The 22,655-nt window shown below is 50.0% G+C and carries 18 protein-coding genes; 9 read left to right on the top strand and 9 right to left on the bottom strand.

Annotated features, from left to right (window positions below):
- Positions 1 to 7: 7 nt before the first annotated feature.
- Both ACTJJJ_RS10845 and argB read right to left on the bottom strand, forming a co-directional pair.
- Complete coding sequence (locus ACTJJJ_RS10845) at positions 8 to 1,336, bottom strand: cytochrome c (RefSeq protein ID WP_440701783.1); 1,329 nt, start codon at positions 1,334 to 1,336, stop codon at positions 8 to 10.
- A 149-nt stretch (positions 1,337 to 1,485) separates the two neighbouring features.
- On the bottom strand, positions 1,486 to 2,274 hold the full coding sequence (argB, locus tag ACTJJJ_RS10840; protein ID WP_440701782.1) for an acetylglutamate kinase: 789 nt from the start codon (positions 2,272 to 2,274) through the stop codon (positions 1,486 to 1,488).
- A 202-nt stretch (positions 2,275 to 2,476) separates the two neighbouring features.
- Here argB and ACTJJJ_RS10835 point away from each other — a divergent pair, with 202 nt between their 5' ends.
- Both ACTJJJ_RS10835 and ACTJJJ_RS10830 read left to right on the top strand, forming a co-directional pair.
- Positions 2,477 to 4,585, top strand: coding sequence for a protein-disulfide reductase DsbD family protein (locus tag ACTJJJ_RS10835; protein ID WP_440701781.1), 2,109 nt, complete (start codon positions 2,477 to 2,479; stop codon positions 4,583 to 4,585).
- Between the two features lie 84 nt (positions 4,586 to 4,669).
- Complete coding sequence (locus tag ACTJJJ_RS10830; RefSeq protein WP_440701780.1) at positions 4,670 to 7,153, top strand: glutaminase domain-containing protein; 2,484 nt, start codon at positions 4,670 to 4,672, stop codon at positions 7,151 to 7,153.
- An 11-nt stretch (positions 7,154 to 7,164) separates the two neighbouring features.
- On the opposite strand, the gene ACTJJJ_RS10825 is transcribed toward ACTJJJ_RS10830, so the two are convergent.
- Entirely contained in the window at positions 7,165 to 7,944 is a 780-nt protein-coding gene (locus ACTJJJ_RS10825) for a hypothetical protein (protein WP_440701779.1), read from the bottom strand.
- Between the two features lie 213 nt (positions 7,945 to 8,157).
- On the opposite strand from ACTJJJ_RS10825, the gene ACTJJJ_RS10820 reads away from it, so the two are divergent.
- The 5 genes from ACTJJJ_RS10820 (at position 8,158) to ACTJJJ_RS10800 (ending at position 11,097) form a co-directional block, all read left to right on the top strand.
- Complete coding sequence (locus ACTJJJ_RS10820; protein ID WP_440701778.1) at positions 8,158 to 9,333, top strand: ATP-binding protein; 1,176 nt, start codon at positions 8,158 to 8,160, stop codon at positions 9,331 to 9,333.
- A 33-nt stretch (positions 9,334 to 9,366) separates the two neighbouring features.
- Positions 9,367 to 9,750, top strand: coding sequence for a hypothetical protein (locus tag ACTJJJ_RS10815; RefSeq protein ID WP_188938899.1), 384 nt, complete (start codon positions 9,367 to 9,369; stop codon positions 9,748 to 9,750).
- Between the two features lie 334 nt (positions 9,751 to 10,084).
- Positions 10,085 to 10,327 (top strand): hypothetical protein, encoded by a 243-nt coding sequence (locus ACTJJJ_RS10810; protein WP_188938900.1) that lies wholly within the window; start codon positions 10,085 to 10,087, stop codon positions 10,325 to 10,327.
- Positions 10,328 to 10,459: 132 nt separating this feature from the next.
- A complete protein-coding gene (locus ACTJJJ_RS10805) occupies positions 10,460 to 10,666 on the top strand; it encodes a hypothetical protein (protein ID WP_440701777.1) in 207 nt (68 codons plus the stop codon).
- A complete protein-coding gene (locus ACTJJJ_RS10800) occupies positions 10,663 to 11,097 on the top strand; it encodes a PIN domain-containing protein (RefSeq protein ID WP_440701776.1) in 435 nt (144 codons plus the stop codon). The genes ACTJJJ_RS10805 and ACTJJJ_RS10800 overlap by 4 nt, the downstream gene beginning before the upstream one ends.
- A 76-nt stretch (positions 11,098 to 11,173) precedes the next feature.
- Here the strand turns inward: ACTJJJ_RS10800 and ACTJJJ_RS10795 are convergent, their stop codons facing one another.
- The 5 genes from ACTJJJ_RS10795 to ACTJJJ_RS10775 all read right to left on the bottom strand — a co-directional run bounded on the left by ACTJJJ_RS10795 (position 11,174) and on the right by ACTJJJ_RS10775 (position 19,084).
- Positions 11,174 to 14,296 carry an efflux RND transporter permease subunit gene (locus ACTJJJ_RS10795; protein WP_188938903.1) on the bottom strand — a complete coding sequence of 1,041 codons (3,123 nt, stop codon included), beginning with the start codon at positions 14,294 to 14,296 and terminating at the stop codon, positions 11,174 to 11,176.
- 24 nt (positions 14,297 to 14,320) lie between these two features.
- Positions 14,321 to 15,373, bottom strand: coding sequence for an efflux RND transporter periplasmic adaptor subunit (locus tag ACTJJJ_RS10790; protein ID WP_188938904.1), 1,053 nt, complete (start codon positions 15,371 to 15,373; stop codon positions 14,321 to 14,323).
- A 56-nt stretch (positions 15,374 to 15,429) separates the two neighbouring features.
- Complete coding sequence (locus ACTJJJ_RS10785; protein ID WP_440701775.1) at positions 15,430 to 16,761, bottom strand: TolC family protein; 1,332 nt, start codon at positions 16,759 to 16,761, stop codon at positions 15,430 to 15,432.
- Positions 16,762 to 16,847: 86 nt separating this feature from the next.
- Positions 16,848 to 17,315, bottom strand: a complete 468-nt coding sequence (locus ACTJJJ_RS10780) for a MarR family winged helix-turn-helix transcriptional regulator (protein WP_188938906.1) — start codon at positions 17,313 to 17,315, stop codon at positions 16,848 to 16,850.
- A gap of 299 nt (positions 17,316 to 17,614) precedes the next feature.
- Complete coding sequence (locus tag ACTJJJ_RS10775) at positions 17,615 to 19,084, bottom strand: M48 family metalloprotease (RefSeq protein ID WP_440701774.1); 1,470 nt, start codon at positions 19,082 to 19,084, stop codon at positions 17,615 to 17,617.
- Between the two features lie 263 nt (positions 19,085 to 19,347).
- Here ACTJJJ_RS10775 and ACTJJJ_RS10770 point away from each other — a divergent pair, with 263 nt between their 5' ends.
- Positions 19,348 to 20,160, top strand: coding sequence for a lysophospholipid acyltransferase family protein (locus ACTJJJ_RS10770; protein WP_440701773.1), 813 nt, complete (start codon positions 19,348 to 19,350; stop codon positions 20,158 to 20,160).
- Between the two features lie 29 nt (positions 20,161 to 20,189).
- Positions 20,190 to 21,101: a TIGR01777 family oxidoreductase gene (locus tag ACTJJJ_RS10765; protein ID WP_440701772.1), complete on the top strand. Its 912-nt coding sequence runs from the start codon at positions 20,190 to 20,192 to the stop codon at positions 21,099 to 21,101.
- Between the two features lie 6 nt (positions 21,102 to 21,107).
- Here ACTJJJ_RS10765 and ACTJJJ_RS10760 read toward each other — a convergent pair whose 3' ends face one another.
- Entirely contained in the window at positions 21,108 to 22,601 is a 1,494-nt protein-coding gene (locus ACTJJJ_RS10760; RefSeq protein ID WP_426292617.1) for a M61 family metallopeptidase, read from the bottom strand.
- Positions 22,602 to 22,655 lie beyond the last annotated feature (54 nt).

The raw sequence follows: 22,655 nt of genomic DNA, 5'->3' as shown, positions 1-22,655 counted from the left end.
ATAAGAATCAATTCCATTTGAAAACAAGATTCTCGTCGCCAGGCTGCCTGTCGACATACATCAGGATGAGCGTCATCATCTCCTGATCGCTCCGCATATTGCCCGTCGACATGACCAGTTGTGGGGGGTTATGGGGGTTCGCTGGGTTACTTGCCGTATTATCGTAAGTCGCTTCCACGGTCACCACCGCACCTTTCGGCAGTACTACGGGTTTTTTGTATTTATAAATCTCCTGCCAGCGGAAATCCCACGCAGGCACGTGCACGAGACCGACCGTATCGCCCGAGGCCATCGTCGCATAAGCCTTGAACTCCTTGCCGAGGTAATGCATGTGCGGCCATGCGTACAGGAGTGAAATATCGGGCTGGTTGTTTGCGATGCGCAGTTTGAAACTGCTCACCTCGTTGGCAAAGATCATCAGCGGTGGCGAAATCTCCTTTTCACCGATACCTCCCGAGCCGAGGCTTATCACCTTTACCTTGCGTTTGATAGGCGTTTTTTTGAAGAAAATATTCAATCCGTCGATGCTTTGCGCATCTACCGAGCTGGGGCCGAAATGCACCGTCAGCAACACCACGCCCCGTTTGGGCATTATCCAACCCATATCTTCCGGGTAAGCCTCTACCGTCGTTCCCGGGATCCAGCCGCCGTAATAGGTCATTTCTTTTTTATACTTGACCCATTCATAATACTTGTCCCCCTCCGGCCCGCTCAGGTCCACGAAATCCACAGTGTTATGCAGGTCTACCGACGCGTCGGGCACAGGATGGATCGCAAAATTGGCGTGGTGGATAAGCTTCTTGTTGTTGGAAGTAAACTCGATGGCCTCTACATTGGCCTCCTGCGCCATCTCAAATGGTATCTTGAACATGACGAAGCGCTCCTTGGTGTCGCCTTTCAGCGTAAACGCCTCTTTCATGCTCAGTTTGAGGTCGGGCTTGCGTTTATAAGATGTGCCGGCGTCGAGACGGGCCTGCAAATCCTGTTCGGCCTTGACGTTGGCCTTCCCTTTGGGCGTGCCGCCGTCTATCCATCCGACAATCGTTTTGATCTCTTTTTCGCTCAGCGAGCGGTCGTTTGCGAAGGAATTATAATGGTTATCGGCCTTCCAGGGCGGCATATACCTGGAACTGACGACCTGTTTGATGAATTTGGAGCGTTTGGCAACATCCTCGAACGTCACCAGTTGGAACGGAGCTGCCTCGCCCGCACGATGGCACGGAACGCAATTGGTATGGATAATCGGTTGTACATCCTTATAAAACTCGGGAGCCTGGCCTGCACACCAACGACACAACAGCAAAAAAACCAGAACTAGGCCTTTTCGAAACAGCATGGTAATGAGTGGGTTTAACTCATGCAATTTAATAACTTTAAATTAAATTTTAAGAAAATTTAATAATTAGACAATAAAATTACATGTGCTCACCGGACACATCACTGTTAACCTAGAAATTCAGGAATTGAATTCCTAATCTTACAGCGTTAAGCAAGTACAATCGCAGTCCCGGCACCACCAGAAACCGCATTCGCGAGCTCATCCGCGTGGCAAATCGTCACCTGCTTTACACCCGAATGCAAGGCTGCGAACGCATTGTCGAGCTTGGGAATCATTCCTTTATTAATAGCGCCGGTGGATTTGTACTCTTCATAAGTAGCCGGAACGAGTCTGCCAATCACCGCATCGTCGTCGTCAGGGTCGGAGAGCACGCCTCTTTTCTCGAAACAATATATCAGGTTTACTTCGAATACTTCCGACATCGCGACGGCCGTTGCGGAGGCCATCGTGTCGGCATTGGTATTGAGGAGCAGGCCTTCGGCGCTATAAGTCAATGGGGCAATGATCGGTGTGAGGCCGCTGGAAAGGATTGCATTGATTTGTCCTCCGTTTACAGCTTCAATGTCGCCCACAAATCCGTAATCGATCGTTTTGACAGGCCGCTTGACGGAACGTATGATACCGCCGTCGGCACCGGTGAGGCCGATCGCATTGCAGCCCGCCGCCTGTAATTGCGCCACCAGGTTTTTGTTCACCAGTCCTCCGTATACCATCGTTACCACATCCAGCATCGGCTGGTCGGTAATGCGGCGGCCGTCGACCATTTGCGTTTCGATCTGCAATTTTGCGGCTACCTGCGTGGCGACTTTTCCGCCACCGTGCACGAGGATTTTAGGTGCATCGAGCTGCGCAAAGGCTTTGAGAAAACGGGCAGATGCTTCGGGATTATCGATCACATTACCGCCGATCTTGACTACGTATAAGGGCTGGGACATGTTAATAACTGTTAACTATTCTGAATTTGAGGCGACAAAGGTAGCAGAAACGTGAATCGGGGGAAAGGGAATTTCAAATGATGAATTTTTTTAGCCAAATTACGTTGGTTAAGAAAGCTCTATCAAAATTGTAGATTGATCGCCTGGCCCGGCGGACCTGCGACCCGGCGGACCGGCAAAGCCATTACCCCAAAACATCGACATGAAACGCGGTATTATATTCATTTTCAGCATTTGTCTCTTTGTAACAGGCCTCGCACACGCGCAGGTGCAAAAGGCGAAAGCACATTGGACTTATACATTTTCCAAACCGGAAGTCAAAAAAGGAGAAACCGTTGACCTGGTTTTTACCGCGACCATCGACAAGGACTGGTATATGTATTCCTCCGACTTCGACCCGGACCTAGGCCCGATGCTGACCACATTTACCTTTGAGAAGAACAATACTTTCGAGGTCGTCGGCAAACTGAAACCGCAGAATCCGAAAACGAAATTCGAAGAGGTTTGGCAGGGTAATGTGCGCTATTTCGAAGGAAAAGGTGTTTTTAAACAAACCGTAAAAATCCTGGCCGATAACCCGGTCATCAAAGGAGCTTCCGAATACCAGACTTGCAGCCACGTGAGCGGCCTGTGTATTCCCGGCGGCGACGATTTTGAATTTAAGGGATTGAAAGTTGCCGCAGCAGCGACTTCGGCGGGCGAGCAACCAAATCTGGGTGCCACTGCCCCGGCCGACAAGCCGAGTGCCGCACCCGTTGCCGCACCAACTGCCCCGGCCACACCCAACGATACAGCCGTAGCCATTTCGGCATCGGACATTCCTGCGACCACCAACAGCGCAACCACCGCAGCAACTACCATCGAAGCTTCCGAAACGCCCGTAGCCGACGGCTCATTGTGGGGTTTCGCATTAGCCGCATTCCTCTCCGGGCTGGTCGCGTTGCTTACCCCCTGTGTATTCCCGATCATCCCGATGACCGTGAGCTTTTTCACCAACCAGGAAAAGGGTAAATTCAAGGCTTTCCTATATGGTATTTCAATTATTCTGATCTATACATTAATAGGTACCGTCGTTTCGCGGCTGAATGGCCCGGCATTTGCCAACTTCCTCAGCACGCACTGGCTGCCCAATCTGCTCTTTTTCGCGATTTTCATCACATTCGGACTTTCCTTTCTGGGTCTTTTCGAGATCGTGCTGCCGAGTGGTTTTGTTAATAAAATGGACCAGAAGGCCGACCAGGGCGGCTATGCGGGTGTTTTCTTCATGGCATTTACATTGGTACTCGTCTCATTCTCTTGCACCGGCCCGATTGTCGGCAGCTTGCTCGTGGCCTCCGCGGGTGGCGAGGTCGTGAAGCCTATTGTGGGTATGGCGGCATTCTCGGCTGCATTTGCCATTCCGTTTACCTCGTTCGCATTATTTCCGCAGTGGTTGAAGTCGCTTCCCAAATCGGGCGGCTGGCTGAATACTGTGAAAGTGGTGCTCGGCTTTCTTGAATTGGCATTAGCATTGAAATTTTTCAGCATTGCCGATCAGGTTTACCACTGGCATTTGCTGGATCGTGAGATTTACCTGGCATTCTGGATCGTCATTTTCGCATTGCTGGGCTTCTACCTGCTCGGCAAGATCCGCACGCCTCATGATTCGCCCATTGAGAAAGTGAGCGTACCGCGCCTGCTTCTTTCTATTATCACTTTCACATTCGTCGTGTACATGCTCCCGGGCATGTGGGGGGCGCCGCTAAAAGCATTGGCCGGTTACCTGCCTCCGCAATCGACATTGGATTTTGATTTAAATAAAAGAAGTGCGGCCTCTGCAACGCCATCAGCTATTTCTGGTGAAACCCGCAAGTACGCAGACCTGTTCCACTTGCCTCACGAACTTGAAGGTTTCTTCGACTACCAGGAAGCATTGGCCTATGCCAAAAAAGTCAACAAACCCGTGTTCATCGATTTCACCGGCCACGGCTGCGTGAACTGCCGCGAAATGGAAGCACGGGTATGGGTAGATCCCGCCGTTCTACAACGTCTTCGCGATGATTACGTAATCGTTGCTTTGTACGTCGACGACAAGACAGAACTTCCCGAAGCGCAGTGGTATACTTCCAAATACGATAACAAGGCCAAGAAAACCATCGGTGCGCAGAATGCCGACCTGCAAATCGTGAAATACAACAACAATGCGCAGCCGCATTACTGCCTTGTGGATCATGAAGGAAACCTGCTCGTAGCACCTAAAAACTACGACCTGGATCCGGCCAAATTTGCGTCGTTCCTGGATAGCGGGAAAGCAGCATTCGCAAAGAACTGACCCAGAACCCAGAACCCAGAACCCAAGGCTTAAGCCTTGGGCTATTGAGCTGGCTAGACGATCATCCATACCCCCACTGAAACTATGTTCAAACGCTGGCTTACCGCGCTGACACTACTTACTACCTCAACAATTTTTGCCCAGTCCATCCGCCCGCCGGCAACGCCGCTGGTGACCGTCGACCCTTACACAAGCGTTTGGTCGTTCGGCGACCAGTTGGCCGGATCTGTGACCAAGCACTGGACAGGCAAACCGCACCCGATGGACGGCCTCATCCGAGTCGATGGCAAGGCGTACCGCTTCATGGGCGCTGCCGCAGCCGAAATGAAAACGATTCTGCCGACGGCTAAACAGGAAGCCTACACCGCTAAATTCACAACTACCAAGCCCGATCCGAAATGGTGGTTCAAGGACGGCTACAATATCAGCACCTGGAAACAAGGTCCCGCCCCATTTGGTACGCACGAGCGGAACGATGCCATGCTCCAAGGCGGCACCGAATTCCCGCAGGAGCTCTGGTACCGCCGCGAATTCAATCTTACGAATATAGATTTTGAAAAACCCGTCCTGAATATCTTCCATGACGACGACGTGCAGGTATTTATCAACGGCGTGCCCGCATTTGACTGCGCCCCTTGCTTTACGGGCGATTACGAGTTCAAACCGATCAGTCCGGCGGCTGCGAAAGCATTGAAGAAGGGAAAGAACACATTGGCTGCTTACGTAAAAAATGGTGCAGGTCCGGGGTATATCGATATTGGCCTGGCCGATGAAATTGCTCCCAAAGGCGCCGATGTGGTTGCATTGGCGAAGCAGACTGGTTTTGAAATGACGGCTACGCAATCAATTTACAACTTCGAGGCGGGCCCTGTGCAGCTTCAAGTGCGGTTTGTAGCACCGTTGATCATGAAAGATATGAACCTGCTTTCGCGTCCGGTGAACTATGTTGTGTACGAAGTCAAATCTACGGATGGCAAGCAGCACGACGTAAGCATTCTCAATGCAGTATCCGGGCTTTGGGCTACAAACGACGCCAGCCAATCGGTGGTCGGCAAGGAAGCGAACCAGGATGGCCTGACTACCCTGTCGCTCGCTAATTCTGTTCAAAATCTCCTGGCCAAAAAAGGCGACGATGTCCGCATCGACTGGGGCCAGGCTTATCTTGCGGCTCCACAAGGCACTGTGAAAGGCTCGGCAATCGGCCTGTCGACGGATATTATCAAAGAATTTGCTTCAAAAGGCTCCCTCAGCGTCGATCAGGCCGGCGCGGCTCCTGCGGATACCAAATCAATGGGTTTGATATTGAATGCTGGAAAAGTGGGAAGTGAAAGCAAATCGCTGCACACATTGTTGGCTTATGACGATGGTTATTCGGTCCAGTATTTTGGTCAAAACCTGCGTCCGTGGTGGAACCGCGAAGGCAACAAAACCATCGCCGGAGAGCTGAAAGGCGCTGAGAACGATTTCGCGAAAATCCTCCAAGCCTGCGAAGAAACTGATAAAACCATTTACGACGACGCATTCAAAGCCGGCGGCAAGCAGTATGCCGAGCTTTGCGTACTCGTCTACCGCCAGGCCATTTCGGCCCACAAACTGGTAGCCGATCCGACCGGCACACCGCTGTTTTTCTCCAAAGAAAATTTCAGCAACGGCTCCATCGGAACGGTCGATATCACTTACCCATCGGCGCCATTGTTTCTCCTCTACAATCCGACATTGCTGAAAGGCATGATGGAACCCATTTTCTATTATTCGGAGAGTGGCAAATGGACCAAACCTTTCGCCGCGCACGATGTAGGCACCTACCCCCTCGCGAACGGCCAGACATACGGCGAAGACATGCCCGTGGAAGAAGCCGGCAACATGCTCATCCTCACTTATGCCATCACCAAAGCCGAAGGCAATACGGATTTCGCCAAAAAGCATTGGAAAACCCTCAGCGTTTGGGCCAATTACCTGAAAAAAGAAGGTTTCGACCCAGCCAACCAGCTCTGCACCGACGATTTCGCCGGTCATTTGGCTCGGAATACCAACTTGTCGATCAAAGCGATCATGGGCCTCGCCTCCTACGCTAAACTCGCGGAGCAGCTCGGCGATTCCAAGGAAGCCACCGAAGTGAATGCATTAACCAAAGACTTCGCCCAAAAATGGATGCAAATGGCGGCCGACGGCGATCATTATGCATTGACTTTCGATAAAAAAGGCACATGGAGCCAGAAATACAACCTCGTTTGGGATAAGCTACTTAGGCTGAATGTGTTTCCTGAAACCGTCGCCCGGAAAGAAATAACCTATTATCTGACCAAACAGCAACCTTTCGGCCTCCCGCTCGACAGCCGCAAAACTTACTCTAAATCCGACTGGATCGTTTGGACCGCCACATTGGCCGAAAAGTTTGAGGATTTTCAGGCCATTATCCAACCTATTTACAAGTATGCCAATGGCACAACGGATCGCATTCCGCTTTCGGACTGGCATGAGACTACCAATGGAAAGTCGGTTGGTTTCCGTGCGAGGTCGGTGGTTGGGGGGTATTGGATGAAGGTGCTTGGGGAGCGGTGGAAGTAACATTCAATCACTCAAAAATCGTAACTGACCCCTTCCGGCAGGGCTTCCACAGCGACTTTCATCCATTTTCCTTTAATTTTAATCACTACCATGTCACGGTCTTTATCGTAAAAGATCGTCCCGTCGCCACCGCTTTTTAGCTCCTTATAGTTCACATATTTGGCATCTTTTTCCGCATTCTGTTCATCGTCACCGGCAGGTTTTGTGGTTGAAATATCTTCCCTCCCAATAGCGCCGAGCGTTAATGCATTGGTCAGTTTAAGCGAACCATAGAATAATGCCTTGTCGCGCCCGAACATAAAAGAATGCTGCCGGACATCGGAGCCGATTTTGAACCAGTTATAGGCCATTTCGTCGTGGTTATAGACCGTGGAGTAATAGTACAGCTCCGCTACCGGCCGCTCCGCCTCCACATGTTTATTGACCAGCATGGTAATGCGGGATTTATCGTCTTTGGCGTACCCCTCAAACACATGATACCCCCAGCGCTTCTTATTCCGCTCCTCCGCATTGCCCCGGACCTGGATCATATAGGGCGTACTCAAAATACCTTCCACGGTCGTGTACATTGGCGTTTTACCAGGTACAAATCCGAAGCTGTACCCCCGCTCCTTCCACCGGAACCAGGTGGTGTCGATATCCGACCGCAGCTCTACCCGTTTGAAAGCCGACTGTTGGCTTCCGTTCACAAGCTGGATGTAGGAGTTTGGGGAACCGGCTTCCTGCCGTTGCTGGGCCTGGGCGAACATGCCGGGAAACAGGATCAGTATTGAGAAAATGTGGTTTTTCATATTAAATGTATGTGGTTGGTTAAATCCTGCGCTGGTTGGGAAGGTTCCGATTATTGAGTTTGAGACAATTGAACAGATTTTAAAATTCGAGGCGCGTCATAATAAGGCTGAAACAAAATTTAAGACGACGAAAACTGCGGACGTAACGGTCGTAGTTGCTAAAAACTCGTGTTTATCCTTGTAAATTTAACGCTCGATGTTAAATTTACAAGGATGATCACGAGAGACGCACAAATTGAGATACTCACGTTGCTGGAAGAATTTCCAGCAGTAGGCATTCTTGGGCCCAGGCAAATCGGCAAAACAACACTCGCATTTCAGATTGCGAAGACGATTTCGCCCGAACCAATTTACCTTGACCTTGAATCTCCCTCCGATGTCGCGCAGCTGAATGAGCCTGAGCTATATTTCGAAAAATACGCTGACAGAACGATCATTCTTGATGAAATTCAGCGCACGCCTGAAATCTTCGCAGTACTTCGTGGTGTGATCGATAAACGTCGTCGGGCCGGGAAGCGCACCGGGCAGTTTCTGATCTTGGGCTCTGCTTCGCTCGATCTTTTGCAACAATCTTCCGAAAGTCTTACGGGGCGAATCGCCTACACGCGACTGCCCGGCATCAAAGCGACGGAGATCGAAGCAGTTGACCTTGACAAACTTTGGATACGCGGTGGCTTTCCGGAAAGTTTTCTGGCAACAAACCATGCATCGAGCTTCGAATGGCGCCAAAATCTGATCACGACCTACCTCGAACGCGACATTCCGCAATTCGGCTTTAAAATTCCAGCCATGGTCCTGCGCAACTTTTGGACCATGCTTGCGAACTCGCAAGGCGGCATCGCAAACCTCAGCCGAATGGCTGCCGGGTTGGGAATCAGCGTTCCCACTGCTACCCGGTATCTGGATTTACTGGAAGACTTGTTTCTGGTCAGAAAACTCCAACCCTGGTTTTCCAACATCGGCAAACGCCTCGTCCGCACACCCAAAATTTACATTCGGGACAGCGGCATTACCCATACCTTACTCAAAATCAGAAATCAGGAAGACCTGCTGGGCCATCCCGTCCTGGGCGGAAGCTGGGAAGGATTTATTATCGAAAACCTGATTTCAATGATTCCGTCGTGGGTTACTCCTTACTACTACCGTACGGCAGCTGGCGCTGAAATCGACCTGGTCCTGGAAATCAATCACCAGACCAGGGTTGCCATCGAGATCAAACGATCTCTCACGCCGGCCGTTAGCAAAGGATTTACCGTTGGCTGCGAGGACATCAAGGCTTCGCATAAGTATTTTGTGTATCCGGGGCAGAGTAGTTATGTTATTTCGAAAGATGTGAATGTGGTGCCGTTGGTTGAGATGATGGAGAAAATTAAAGCGTTGGTAGACTAGTAAGTATACCCATAATTGCATTAATTTCTGTTTATGTCCGAATTTCTACCTTACGAAACCAGTTTCGCCCGCAAACCTAATTTTCGGGTCAGATACCGGCTCTATTCCTATGAAGAAGGCGGCCGGTATAATCCTGCATTGCAACATTATAGATGCGATTTTCATTATAAGAATGACGGCAAATTCAAGCATTCACTCTACATGATCTGGCCGGAGTTCGAGGATGAAAATGGCCGCATTCTCGACGGGACAGAATTCGTACCCACGTCAGGGACTGCTACAATGTGGATAGTCAGCAAGGATTTTATCCCTTACCATAAGGAGTATTTGAAGATTGGAACGATTGGGTATTTTCATGAAGGGAATACGAAGGTTGGCGAATGTGAGGTGATTGAGCTAATTGAATTTAAGGTTTAGAAAACTGGACTCCGATTTACCAACTACTTGTCTGGCACAAGTTGCTCCCTGAAACTCTTCTCTAAATCGATATTTGCTGCACGTACAAGCATGGCGCCCTCGATGGATGGATTTACATTCGAGGATTTAACCGGCGGATAATCGCATTAACGTCTTCTTGCATTTCTCACAGTGCTTTCCCAACTTACGCCTACCTAAAAATTGTAACATTATGAAGAATCTTACTAGCATTGCCCTGCGATGGTGTGGGTGCGGCGAAAGCCCCCCGAACGTAGTTACATACGTTAGGTCACCTTAGGCAGGGCATCATTTTTTCACCTAAAAATGTAAGAAAATGAAACCATCAACACACATTCCCGAACCCGAGGATTCGGTATGCCTCGCTTACGGCAGGCAAGTCAAGGAACTTTTGAATGTAGGCAACCCTCCTGAGATGCTCGATCACCTATGGTCGATTTACAGCGATGCAATGGCATTTCAGCAGGAAGCCGGCCACAACCCGCGTGTTAGTGACATTTTCATGACTTTCCGGGAGCTGGTATTCTTCATCCAGCGAATTGAAAGTGTCAAGGCGTAGCTTGAAAAAATGGTCAGAAGTCCCCAAATCGAGATTTCTGACCATTTTAATAATCACTTCCTACCCCCTGCTCATTTACGACACCATATTTGCCTGAAAATGATTATATTCGAATATAACTGACGACGCGATATGATTATTGAAAGACAAAACGAGGACATCGTCATACGGCTCAACGCTTCTCTCATCAATATGGAGGAAGTACAAAAGCTTACCAGCTATTTCCGCTTCATCGAATCCAATGCCCAAAATAACGGGACGGAAGAGCAAGCCGCGGAACTCGCACGCGAGGTACATAGCGCGTGGTGGGCGAAGAACCGTAGCCGTTTTATCAAGTGATTATAATTGTAGATGTAAACATCATTTTCAGTGCTTTCATTACGCCGAATGGTAAACTCGCGAAAATTCTAACCCATCCCGATTTACCTGCGAGACGAATAAGTTGCTATTATGCGGTCGTAGAGCTTTTCAAGCACCAATCTAAAATTGTAAAATGTTCAAAAAAGTCAGTCGATGACGTCATAGGTGATTTGTTTGATGTGCTTACCGGCATGCACCTATTTAACGAGACGCTGATAGAAGCCGAATATTGGAAAGAGGCAGAACGCCTTACTGCTGGTGTTGATTCGTTCGATATTAATTACGTGGCCCTTGCTCTACAGACTGGCGGTGTGCTTTGGACCGGCGACAAAAAGCTGGTCGAACACCTGCATAAAATGGGTTTTAGGCAAACAGTTAGTACCGCGGAATTGTATGAAGCGCTATTATGAAAAAATGCCCCGCCATCAAAAAAAGCGGGGCATTCATTTATCTACATACCATCAGGCAGATTTAACCTAGGCATCATCAAGCCTCCAAAACCATCTCCTCCTTCACCTTCCGCTTCTTCCGCCCAGCTAACCGCTCCTTAATCCTATCCACCACATAATAAGCACTAGGCACAAGAAACAGCGTCAGCAACAACGAGCTAGTCAAGCCACCAATGATCACCCAAGCCATGCCATTCTTCACCTCAGCACCGTCGCCGGATGCGAGGGCGATGGGGAGCATACCGGCGATCATCGCAATAGTGGTCATCAAAATCGGACGCAGACGTTCCTTACCGGCTTCGATCAGGGCTTCTTTCAATGCATATCCTTCTTCTTTCAGCTGGTTGGCAAAGTCGACGATCAGGATCGCGTTCTTGGCTACCAGACCCAGGAGCATGATCATACCGACGATGGAGAATATGGTGAGGCTTTCCATTGTGAGCGCCAGCGCAGTGAGGGCGCCTACCAATGCAACCGGGATCGAGAAGAGCACGACGAACGGGTAAATGGTGCTTTCGTAGAGCGCCACCATGATGAGGTAGATGAGCACGATACCCAGCAACAATGCCACTCCAAGGCTGCCGAATGCATCGGCCTGGTTTTTCAGGTCACCGCGGTATTCGATGCTGATGCCTTCCGGAAGTTTCACTTTCGCCATTTTTGCCTGAATGTCGGCACCGATGGAGCCGGACGGACGACCAACCACCTGCGAGTTGATAGTGATCGACGACAGACGGTCGATGCGTTGGAGCACGCTTTCACCCATTCCTTCACGGATCGTCGCAAATTGTGAGAGTTCGAAGGTCTGGCCCTGGCTGTTCACAAAGGTGAGGTGACGAATATCGTCGGCCTTCGAGCGGTCGAACTGGTCGAGGTTGACCATAATATCGTACTCCTTGCCATTCTGTTTGAACTTCGAACGGTCGTCGCCGCGGAACGCAGTTTGCAATGTGGCCCCCACTTCGGCGGCATTGATGCCTAGTTGCGCCATTTTCTCACGATCAAGGGTTACCCCTACTTCCGGTTTCGGGTCGTCCACCGAGTAGTCGACGTTGGACGTACCGGGGACGGAGGAAACGATGTCCTTCACCTGCTCGGCGGTTTTACGGATCACGGCCATGTCGGTACCCTTCACCGCCACCTGGATCGGTGCCTGGTTGGCATTACCGGTGATCGAGGTTGGTGCGACGGTCACTTTTACGCCCGGAATTTGCAGGATTTCCTTTTGGACATTCTGTCCGAACTCTTCAGACGAAACGGTACGCTCCTTTTTATCAACCAGCTGAACAGTCAGGTCGGCAATATTGCTATTGGAAGTGGTTCCTAAACCGGTACTGCTGTAACCAACATTGGTAAATACTTTGGTTACCTCTTTTTTGCCCAAAAGAATCTTCTCAACACGTTGTGCCACCTGATTGGTCTGGTAAACAGACGCGGTAGGCGCCAATTCTATCGAGACGTTCAGCTCGCCACGGTCGCTTTGCTGCATGAATGCCGCTCCTACGAATCCACCCGGTACCAATGCGATGGAACCGACGATCAGGAAAATAGAGAGCAGGAAAATGTAGCGTTTGTGCCCCAGAACCCAGGTAAGGATTCTGCCATATTCTTCTTTCACATTATCCAGAAACTTCTCAAAACCAAGGTTCAGACGTCCCCAAAGACTGTTTTTATCCAAAACTTCTATCTTACCAAAACGCGAGGCGAGCAACGGCGTGAGCGTAAAGGATACGAGCAAACTCATCAATGTCGAGAACACAACTACGAGTGAAAATTCCCGGAGAATGTTACCGATCAGCCCCTGCGTCAATGCGAGCGGCACGAACACCACGACGTCCACGAGCGTAATTGCCAATGCAGTGAACCCAATCTCTGCTCGACCGTCCAATGCGGCCTGCCAGCGGCTCTTGCCCATTTCCATGTGGCGGTTGATGTTTTCCAAAACCACAATCGAGTCATCGACAAGGATACCCACCACAAGCGAGAGCGCCATGAGCGTCATCAGGTTCAGCGAGAAGCCCAGCATGCTCATCAGAATGAACGTCGGGATCATCGATGAAGGCAATGCCACGAGGATGAACATCGAGCTGCGGAAACTGTGCAGGAAGAGGAGCATCACCACGGACACGATCAGTACGGCGAGGCCCAGGTCAAATACTACCGCGTCCGCCGAAGCCAATGTGTAAATGGATTGGTCGGAAGCGATGTTGAATTTCAGCCCCTGTGACGCATATTGTTTTTCAAGGCTTGTCAGACGCTCGCGAGTCAGCTTGCTCACGTCCACCGCGTTCGCGTCGGATTGTTTCTGGATTTGTAATGCAACAGACGGCCGTCCATTGATGTGGTTCACAGCCGTAGCATCGGCTATACCGTCGTAAACCTCGGCAATGTCCCGCAAAAAGATCTGCCCGCCATTCGAGGATTTACCTACAATTACATTTCTAAGATTCGCAACAGTCGTCAGTTTCGCATCGAAACGGATGGATAGCTGGTCTTCCTGGGTTTTCACCTGACCGGCCGGATAAGAAGTGTTCGCATTGTTGATCGCCGCCGAAACCTGGCTGATCGACAAATGGTATGCCTTCAATTTGTCCTGGCTGATATTTACCTGGATCTGACGCTCGGTTCCGCCGATAATAGTCACCTGGCCCACGCCAGTCACGTTCGAAAGCTGCGGTTTCAGCTTATCATCGATCAAGTCATATAGTTCCGACGGCGAAAGGTTCGCGGTCACACCCATTCTCAAAACCGGGATTTCGTCGGTCGAGAATTTGTTGATCACCGGGCGATCGGCGTCATCGGGAAGGAGCGAAATCACCTGCTCCACTTTCCGCTGCGCTTCCTGTTGCGCCAGATCGACGCTAATGCCTTGTTTCAACTGGATAATCACGGACGACACACCTTCCTGCGAAGTCGAGTTGATCTGGTCCAGTCCTTCGATGGCCGACACTGCGTCCTCAATATGCTTCGTCACGTTCGTTTCGACTTCGTCCGCAGAAGCGCCGCGGTAGGTCGTCATCACGCTTACAACGTTGGCCTCAAACTTAGGCAACAAGTTGTAAGACAATTGGTTGTAGCTGATCAAACCGAATAGTACCAGTACTACGAATACTACGGTTATGAAGAGCGGTCTCTTTACGGCTACTTCGGTAATTGACATAATTCTTTCAGTTTGCTGATGACCTTATTTTGTAACGGTAACCGCCGCGCCCTCGCTCAGGTTGATCTGTCCGGTAGTAACCACCGTCTCGCCTGCTTTCAGGCCGCCGAGGACTTCCACATTGTCGCCTACTTCGCGGCCCACTTCGATTTTACGTTGTTTTGCCACGCCGCTTTCGATTACGTACACATACGGGTTACGCACGCTCTCCACGAGTGCGCTACGCGGGATCAGCAACGATTGCGTGCTGCTTTTCTGCTGGAATTCAACCGTCACGAATGTTCCGGCTTTCAATTCGCTGGAATTTCTCACCACAATTTCCACCGGATAGTTATGCGACTCGTCGCCTTGCGGAGCGATGTAAGAAATCACGCCGTCGATCTTTTTGCCTGGGAAAATGCTGGTGCTCACCTGCACGTGCTGGCCTTCTTTGAGTTTATAAACATCATTTTCATTAATCATCACCTGCACTTTCAGGCGCGACACGTCGAGGATGGTTCCCAGCGAAGTACCTACATTCACAAACTCGCCGGGCTCGATGTTTTTCTTCACAATGCGGCCACTGATAGGCGCCTGAATGGAGGCGTCGCTGATCTGCTGTTTGATCTGCTCAGCCTGGTTCAATGCATTGTCGTAATTGTATTTAGTATCGTTCACCTGTACTTCGGTAGCCGCATTACCCGCCAGCAATTTGGAATAGCGATCGGTATCCTTTTTCAGTTTATTGATATTCAACTCGGTCGCTTCGAGAGACAGTTCTTTCAACTTACTGTCCACTTTCACGATCGTCGCGCCTTGTGCCACATGAGTCCCGAGCTCGTATTTGACTGCCAATACCTTACCGGCTGCGGTTGCCATAATTTCCGCTTCTTTAAATGGAATAAGGCTACCTGTGCGGATCAGTTGCTGATCAGCGCTACCTTCTTTCACTGCAATGGCCGTAACCGGAATGGTTACATTCTTATTGTCGGGCATTTTGTTCTTTTCATCCATCTTTGCCTTGTTAGCTACCAGCCTGATGCCGATCAAAACGCCGATAATGGCGATGGAACCGATGATAATGAGTTTTCTTTTCATGGTATTAATGCAATGTTGAATGACCGAATGGATCAATTTTGGTTGTTGATGAAGTGTTATGGTAATGCTGTGTAAAAATCGTTGAGGCTGCCTTGTGACTGTTCTAATCCCAATTTGGCCTGGTAGTAGCTCAGCATCGAATTGACGTAGTTGCTTTGTGCTTCGTTATAAGACGTTTCGGCGTTGAGCAGGTCGGTCAGCGGAACAGTGCCTTCTCGGAATTGCAGCGTGGTTACGTCGTACACCTCTTTCGCCAGGGCTACGTTGCTTTCGTCGCTGCCCAGGCTCAGTTTTGCTTTTTGAAGCTGGGTCAATGCGTTGCTGTTTTGCAATTCGTAGTTCTGAACGTTCAATTTCAACTGTTCTTTCTGCGTCATCAGGTTCAAATCGGCCTGTTTATATTGCGCGTCGCGACGGAAGCTGTCGAAAATCGGAATGTTCACCTTCAACCCGATGGCACCATAGCTGAACCAGTTACCCCAGGATGTCCCCAGTTCATTACCCAGCGCCTGCATACCATAGCGTCCATAAACCGACACTTTTGGCAAATATCCCGCCTTGATCCGCGCTTTTTCCAGGCCCTGCAATTCCATATTCAGGTTTTGTATTTTAAAATCGGTAAGGTTCGAAGCATCGAAAGCACCGGGCTCTACAAGTTTGAATGGCTGATCCAGCGGATTGTCTGCCAGTTCAAGCTGCTCGTTCAGCCGCATTCCCATCTGGAATTTCAACTGATTTTCAGAAAGTGTAAGATTGCTTTCCGCCAGGGTCAGCTGCGATTTAATGTTGTTCAAATTCACCTGCGTGCGGTCGTAATCCACTTTTTTGATCACGCCATTGTCGAGTTGCAGTTTCAATGTGGCCAGGATCTGACTGGTTTTGTCCAGGTTATCTTTCAAAAGCGCGATCTGCTGCGAGGTCACAAAGACCTGGTAATAGGCATTCGCCACATTATATATGATCGTCTCCTTTGTCTTGCGTGAGTTCAATAAGGCGTTCTCCTGATTGGGCTTGTTGGCCTTAATCCCCACCAGCAGCGACTGGTCAAAAACCACCTGATCGACCTGCGCCGATGCATTGCTCTGGTATTTGGTACCCAACGCCACGCGGCGGTCTTCTCCTCCAAAAAGAGCACCGGGCAAAACGGTCGATTGCAGTTTCAGGTTATCGTCGAGCGACGCAGTACCAGCCACCTGGGGCAGATAGCCAGCCAGCGCTTCACGTCCCTGTTGCACCGATGTACTCTCCTTATACTGAGCGATTTTGACATTACCGTTATTCTTGATCCCGTAGGCAATACAATCTTTAAGGGTCAGGCGCGTCTGCGCCCAGCCCGGCGCCGCCGAAGCGGCGACTGCGATGATTGCGGCTATCCATTTACTTTTCATTTTGACCTGTTGTTGATTGTTTGTGGCTAATGACAGATAGTTGATACCTCTACTGGTGATATATCAACTATTAATTTAAAAAAATTTTACTTGTCGACGATTTTGACGACGCGGTCCAGATATCCCAGGAAAGTCGTCCATTCCTGCTCCGTAAAATGCTCCATAATCTGGCTGTTGAAAGCGATCGCAAGAGATTGAATGCGCTCGCAAACAAACTTCCCGCTCGGGGTAAGCGATATCATATTCTTTCTTTTATCCTCGATATCACTTTCGATTTTCAGGAAACCATCTTTATGTAATGTCTGCACAGAACGCTGGATACCCGCTTTATCTTTTTGTAAAATATTGGCAATATCCTGCTGCGTACGCGCCTGTTCCTGGAAATATACAACCATCAGAATAGGCAGCTGCTCGGCCAGCACAGGTATTCCCTCATTGACAAGCTCCGCATTCATTTTCTTGAAAACCGTTTTCGTAACAGCCCCCAGTTTGAACTGCAAGGAGTTCTTCAATTCTTCTCTAAGATTCTGCCAGCTATCTATGTTTGCGCTCATGATGATACAAAGGTATATTGTGTTGATATGTCAACCAAATTTCAAACGAAAAAGTTTTTGATAAGGTGATCAATGGTTGGATTGTTGGGATGAGTGGCTTGGGCTGAAGCCCTCGTGACTCCTGATACGCCCCCAACCCCTAGGCTTAAGCCTAGGGGTTGGTAGCCGACACCCTGGCTGGCTGCCCCAGACAGTTGCCGCGCCGCAGGTAGTACGCGCCAGACATTGGGGCTCCTGTATGCGTACGAGGGCGGCATGATCCACCATACCGCCCTCGAGTCATCAGTCTTATGCTTCTCCTACTTGCCCAGCGTCTTGAAAAGCGACCCTTTGGCCACCCTATCCGTTAACGCCATACCATTGATAATAGCTAGTTCGTCGAGCTTGCCGTCGGGCTGGTTGTTGTCTTTCAATACCTCGCGCAACGTTGCATCGCGTTGGGCAGTTTTAATGCGGATGCGCTCTGGCTGGCGGTTGAGGATACTTTGGTCCGAAACCGATTTGAAGCCTTGTGCTACTGAGCGGAACTGCCCCGCATTGGCGGCATAGTTTCCGGCCGTAGCCACACCGTGGATGGCGTAAATATTGCCGCCGTACTGGATCAACCACGTACCCACCTGAATCGTGTTGGCCGTCGCAGCGACAGCCTGGCCATTTTGCCCCTGCTCCGCTTGCTGCGATACCATCACCACCGCCGGGTTACCATTGATAGTGGCCTTTTCGTTCTCAATCACTTTCAGGCCATAATTTTTCACTACCGCTTGCGCCGCCTCATCCAACGTTTTACCCTGCGCCAGTGTAAAGAGCATCATCGATTTGCCGTCTTTGGCGGCCATCTGAAATTGCGCTGGCGAGTTTTCATATTGCCAGCCACTCGGCACCGGGAACTGGAATTTCAGTGATGGGTGGTAAAAGTTGTTGTTTTCTACAAAGCCCTGCTGCGGGTCGTTTCCATAAATAACACCGTCGATTTTGCGCAGGTACGCGTCGCGGTTCACATTGTACTTGCCCGGGTGGGCTATCTGGTATTCGGTAGCCAGTTTGCCCACCTTCTGCATACGGTCGCCTGGATCAGGGTGGGTGGACTGGAACGTCGGGATCGACTGGCCCGCTTTTTCAGAGATTCTTTTCAGTGTACCAAAAAAATCGGCCATTTCTTTGGCATCATACCCGATTTTACTCGAATAATCGACTCCGATTTTGTCGGACTCGGTCTCGTGGTCGCGGCTGTAACTTAAAAACAGCAAGCCCAGCGCTTGCTGCGCCTGCTCGCCCATGGCCCTCACCTGCGGAGAAAGGATCATCCCTGCTGCCAGGCCTACCTGACCAAAAATCTGGGAAGTCTGTTGCCGGGCCGAGTGCCGGGCCGTAATGTGGCCGATCTCGTGGCCGAGTACCCCGGCGAATTCGGCCTCATTATTAAAATGCGCCATAATCCCCCTTGTAAAGTATACGTAACCACCGGGTACTGCAAATGCATTCACGACCGGCGAGTCCACGATGAAGAACTTGTAGGGCAAATCGGGCCGGTGCGAGATCTTCGCCATGGCCATTCCCTTTTCGTTGATGAAGGATTGCAGGTTCTTATCGTCATAAATGCCCATTGTCGCTACAATAGACGGGTGCGATTCGGCTCCGAGCGCGATCTCTTTCTCTTGCGACATAAAGACGATCTCTTTCTTGCCCGTCACCGGATTTTTGGAACAACCTGCCAGCATTCCCACCGCCACAAACGCCGGCAGAATGCGAAATGAGTATTTCATTTTCATAAAATTCGAAAAATGACTTGAATGAAGGAGTTGGTCAAAATTAAAAGTTCTCTCGATTTATATGCAAAGAATCATGCCAAATAGTGACTTCGGTTGTTGGATATCCGCTTTCGGCAATCGGCCGGCCGCGATGAGTCCATGAAAAATATTTTCCTTTGCCTCTGCATATTATCTAAATTACGTCTTCATCCGTAACCCGGGCGGCATAAAACCTTTAAAACAGGAACCCTCGCCTTTTTGCATGAGACATCATTTACTACACTATGAGTTTTAAAAAGATCACATATAGCGCGCTTCCCTCCTGGCTCGCCCGACTGGATTTTCTGGGCCTTTTCGAGAAAGACCCGTTCGGCAACTACCTTGCTATTAAACGATTACTCATTTTCATACTGGGCTGGTTTACCTATTACCGTTACACGGCCGTCAACAAAATCCGCATTACCGGTACCGAAAACCTGATAGACCTACCCGACCAGGGCGTGCTTTTCCTATCGAACCACCAGACCTATTTCGCCGACGTCATCGCCTTTTTCCACATTTTCTGCGCTGTCAAATGGGGCTATAAAGACACCATGTCCCCACCTTTTTACCTGCTCTCGCCCCGGGCCAGAATGTACTATGTAGCTGCTGCAGAAACTATGAAAGGTGGTTTTTTACCCAAAGTGTTCAGTATGGGTGGCGCCATTACCATCGAGCGCTCGTGGCGGGCAAACGGCGAGGATGTAAAACGTCAGCTCGACACCTCCGCGCAGGACCGCATCGGCGAGGGTTTGCAGCATGGCTGGGTCGTAAGCTTCCCGCAAGGAACCACCAAACCGTATGCCCCTGTACGCAAAGGCACTGCACACCTGATCAACGACCATCGCCCCATCGTGATCCCGGTCGTGATTAATGGTTTCAGAAGGGCTTTTGATAAAAAAGGTTTGCGTTTCAAAAAAAGGAACACCAGGCTGACAGTACAATTCAAACCACCGATGCATTTCCGACCCGACGAATCGGTTGAAGAAATGATCGCGCGCGTAACACAGGCGATCGAGCAAGAGCCTCCCGGCGAACCGTCGCATGCCGACATTTAGCATGGTATGCTTTTTTCAAATCAGCATTTATGGGAAAGAAAGTACTGATCACCGGCGGCTCAGGCCTCATTGGCAGGCGGCTGACGCAAATGTTGCTCGATAAGGGCTATGAAATTGCATTACTAAGCCGGAAAAAGCTGAACATTCCATCTGTTCAGGTTTTTGAATGGGATATTCAAAAGGGTTATATCGAAGAGGGGGCGCTCGACAACCTCCATTTCCTCGTGCATTTGGCCGGCACCAACGTCGGCGAAGGCCGATGGACCGAAGAGCGCAAAAAATCCATACTCGAAAGCCGCACCGAATCGATCCGTCTCATCGCCCGAAAACTTGCCGAAAAGCAGATTAAACCGGCCGCATTCACATCGGCATCAGGCATCAGCTACTACGGACAGGACACCGGCGACCGCAAAAACACCGAAACCACACCTGCGGGCAGTGATTTTCTCTCCCATGTGAGCATCGAATGGGAAAAAGCGGCGGATGAAATTGCCGCATTGAATGTCCGTACCGTCAAACTTCGGACCGGCATTGTGATCAGTAAAGATGGCGGTGCAATACCGAAAATGGCACTACCAGCCCGCTTCGGCCTCGGTGCGCCGCTCGGCACGGGTAAGCAATGGCTTTCCTGGATACACCTTGATGATATGTGCAGAATGTATATGGAAGCGCTCGAAAATGAAAGCTGGCAGGGAGCTTACAATGCAGTTGCAGCACCACCCGTCACCAATGACGGTCTTACAAAAGCTATTTGCAAAATTCTCCATCGCCCGCAATGGCTTCCTAATGTGCCCTCTTTTGCATTGAAATTGGTTTTCGGAGAAATGGCAGCGGTAATATTGGGAGGGAGTTATGTGGTGAATGAAAGAATTGAACGCGAAACAGGGTTCCGTTATCAGTATGGCGAACTCGAAGATGCTTTGAAGGCAGAGCTCTCCTGACAACGGTCATTCTTCCTCCTCCCCCTCCAATTCTTCTTCCTCGATCGTCAACACCTGTACCGTTTCAAGCCATTTTTCCCGCTGCACCTGCGCTTTAAAATCATCCAGTACATTCAATTGCACATTGCCATTGCTGAAAACCGACATTTGCAATCCTACAAATGCGAGTACCTCATTCAGGCGGTCTTCGAGAGGTGTGGCGCTGAAAATACATTCTTCCCAATACCATTCCAGCGACTCTCCCGCCACCTCCTCCGCAATGCCGATATAATCTTCAAGCGTATAACCGATAAACGGCTTGCCAAAGCGCGTCCATAGCAACCGCATTACATCGTCCAGCGATTGCGCGTGATTGGTTTTCTTCCTCAAATACAAATCGAGGATTAAGGCCACCAGCGCACCTTTGTGGTAAACCGATACTTTCCGGTTCGGAATGCCTTTTTCATAGCCATCCAGCCAAAGGTCGAACGACGATTCGGCCAGCGATTGTGCCGCGTGCGCACTGCTTTCGAAATGGCGCTTCATATATACCTGCAACTCCTTCACATATGTCTCGTCGTTGAAAACGCCGGCGCGTCTCAGGAAAAGGTCGCCATAATAAGTGGTACAGCCTTCGGCAACGAAGCAGGTGCGGAAGTAGTTCTCTTTGGTAAAATCATAAGGCAAAAGCTCCGCCGGGCGGATCCGGATGATATTCCAGGTATGAAAAAGCTCGTGCGAGCTTATACCCAGGAGATCGGAATAGAGGCCTTCACCCTCGTCGTCGGGTCCCAAAACGATCATGGTAGAGTTCTGGTGCTCTACGCCGTGGTAGAATGCGTTCGGCAAAATCAGGTTCAGGAAATGGTAATCCTTTTCGGGGAACTCTTCCATCATGGCAATCTGCTCACGGGAGAAACGTCGGAAATCACGCTCGATACGCCGCCAGTTGGGTTTGAGATTACCATGCATCCATATTTTGAACCAGATACCGCGAACCGCGTATTCGCATTGCTGCAGGGTGGCGGAAGCCAGCATCGGGCTGTCAACCAATTGGTAAAAATCCCTTGCCGATAATGCATTCTTACCCGCAGATGGCAATCCGCACGCGATCTGGTAGCCATCGGGCAAATCAAGCTCCACGCGATAAGCTTCTGTAATCCGGCCCTCAGTGTACATACAGAAATTGACGAAGTTGAGATACCACAATTCTTCGTCTACATAACTGCTGCCCGCATTTTGAATGGATGCGTAATAGGTGTAATGTATCCGCACCTCGTTTTGACCGGCAGTTCCAACCCGCCAGCGATCTTTGGTTACCTTATGCAAAGGCAGTTTGTGACCGGCGGCTGATATTGCTTCGATAAATTGAATATTTTTGGCGAAGTTTTGAAGCTCGTACCGACCCGGGCGCCACGCCGGCAGCTGGATTTCGATCTGTTCGCTATTGATTTCGGGGATAGTGTAAATGATGTCAAGAAAACGGGATTGTGGGTCAGGTACCGAAATGTGATAGAGCATAGACGAAACGCGTGGTGTTAAGTGGAGCCGGAAGCGGAGTTTCAGTAGACAAAA

Source organism: Dyadobacter sp. 22481 (assembly GCF_052044875.1).
GTDB lineage: Bacteria > Bacteroidota > Bacteroidia > Cytophagales > Spirosomataceae > Dyadobacter > Dyadobacter endophyticus.
The sequence above is the reverse complement of the archived record's forward strand: the minus strand, read 5'-3'. Positions and strand labels throughout refer to the sequence as shown.

Excerpts from the sequence above, each read along its gene's own strand:
- ACTJJJ_RS10825 (WP_440701779.1), bottom strand. The coding sequence starts at position 7,944 with ATGAAAAACCACATTTTCTCAATACTGATCCTGTTTCCCGGCATGTTC.
- ACTJJJ_RS10830 (WP_440701780.1), top strand. The coding sequence starts at position 4,670 with ATGTTCAAACGCTGGCTTACCGCGCTGACACTACTTACTACCTCAACA.
- ACTJJJ_RS10765 (WP_440701772.1), top strand. The coding sequence starts at position 20,190 with ATGGGAAAGAAAGTACTGATCACCGGCGGCTCAGGCCTCATTGGCAGG.
- ACTJJJ_RS10835 (WP_440701781.1), top strand. The coding sequence starts at position 2,477 with ATGAAACGCGGTATTATATTCATTTTCAGCATTTGTCTCTTTGTAACA.
- ACTJJJ_RS10775 (WP_440701774.1), bottom strand. The coding sequence starts at position 19,084 with ATGAAAATGAAATACTCATTTCGCATTCTGCCGGCGTTTGTGGCGGTG.
- ACTJJJ_RS10820 (WP_440701778.1), top strand. The coding sequence starts at position 8,158 with ATGATCACGAGAGACGCACAAATTGAGATACTCACGTTGCTGGAAGAA.
- ACTJJJ_RS10785 (WP_440701775.1), bottom strand. The coding sequence starts at position 16,761 with ATGAAAAGTAAATGGATAGCCGCAATCATCGCAGTCGCCGCTTCGGCG.
- ACTJJJ_RS10760 (WP_426292617.1), bottom strand. The coding sequence starts at position 22,601 with ATGCTCTATCACATTTCGGTACCTGACCCACAATCCCGTTTTCTTGAC.
- ACTJJJ_RS10770 (WP_440701773.1), top strand. The coding sequence starts at position 19,348 with ATGAGTTTTAAAAAGATCACATATAGCGCGCTTCCCTCCTGGCTCGCC.
- argB (WP_440701782.1), bottom strand. The coding sequence starts at position 2,274 with ATGTCCCAGCCCTTATACGTAGTCAAGATCGGCGGTAATGTGATCGAT.
- ACTJJJ_RS10790 (WP_188938904.1), bottom strand. The coding sequence starts at position 15,373 with ATGAAAAGAAAACTCATTATCATCGGTTCCATCGCCATTATCGGCGTT.
- ACTJJJ_RS10805 (WP_440701777.1), top strand. The coding sequence starts at position 10,460 with ATGATTATTGAAAGACAAAACGAGGACATCGTCATACGGCTCAACGCT.
- ACTJJJ_RS10815 (WP_188938899.1), top strand. The coding sequence starts at position 9,367 with ATGTCCGAATTTCTACCTTACGAAACCAGTTTCGCCCGCAAACCTAAT.
- ACTJJJ_RS10780 (WP_188938906.1), bottom strand. The coding sequence starts at position 17,315 with ATGAGCGCAAACATAGATAGCTGGCAGAATCTTAGAGAAGAATTGAAG.
- ACTJJJ_RS10845 (WP_440701783.1), bottom strand. The coding sequence starts at position 1,336 with ATGCTGTTTCGAAAAGGCCTAGTTCTGGTTTTTTTGCTGTTGTGTCGT.
- ACTJJJ_RS10795 (WP_188938903.1), bottom strand. The coding sequence starts at position 14,296 with ATGTCAATTACCGAAGTAGCCGTAAAGAGACCGCTCTTCATAACCGTA.
- ACTJJJ_RS10810 (WP_188938900.1), top strand. The coding sequence starts at position 10,085 with ATGAAACCATCAACACACATTCCCGAACCCGAGGATTCGGTATGCCTC.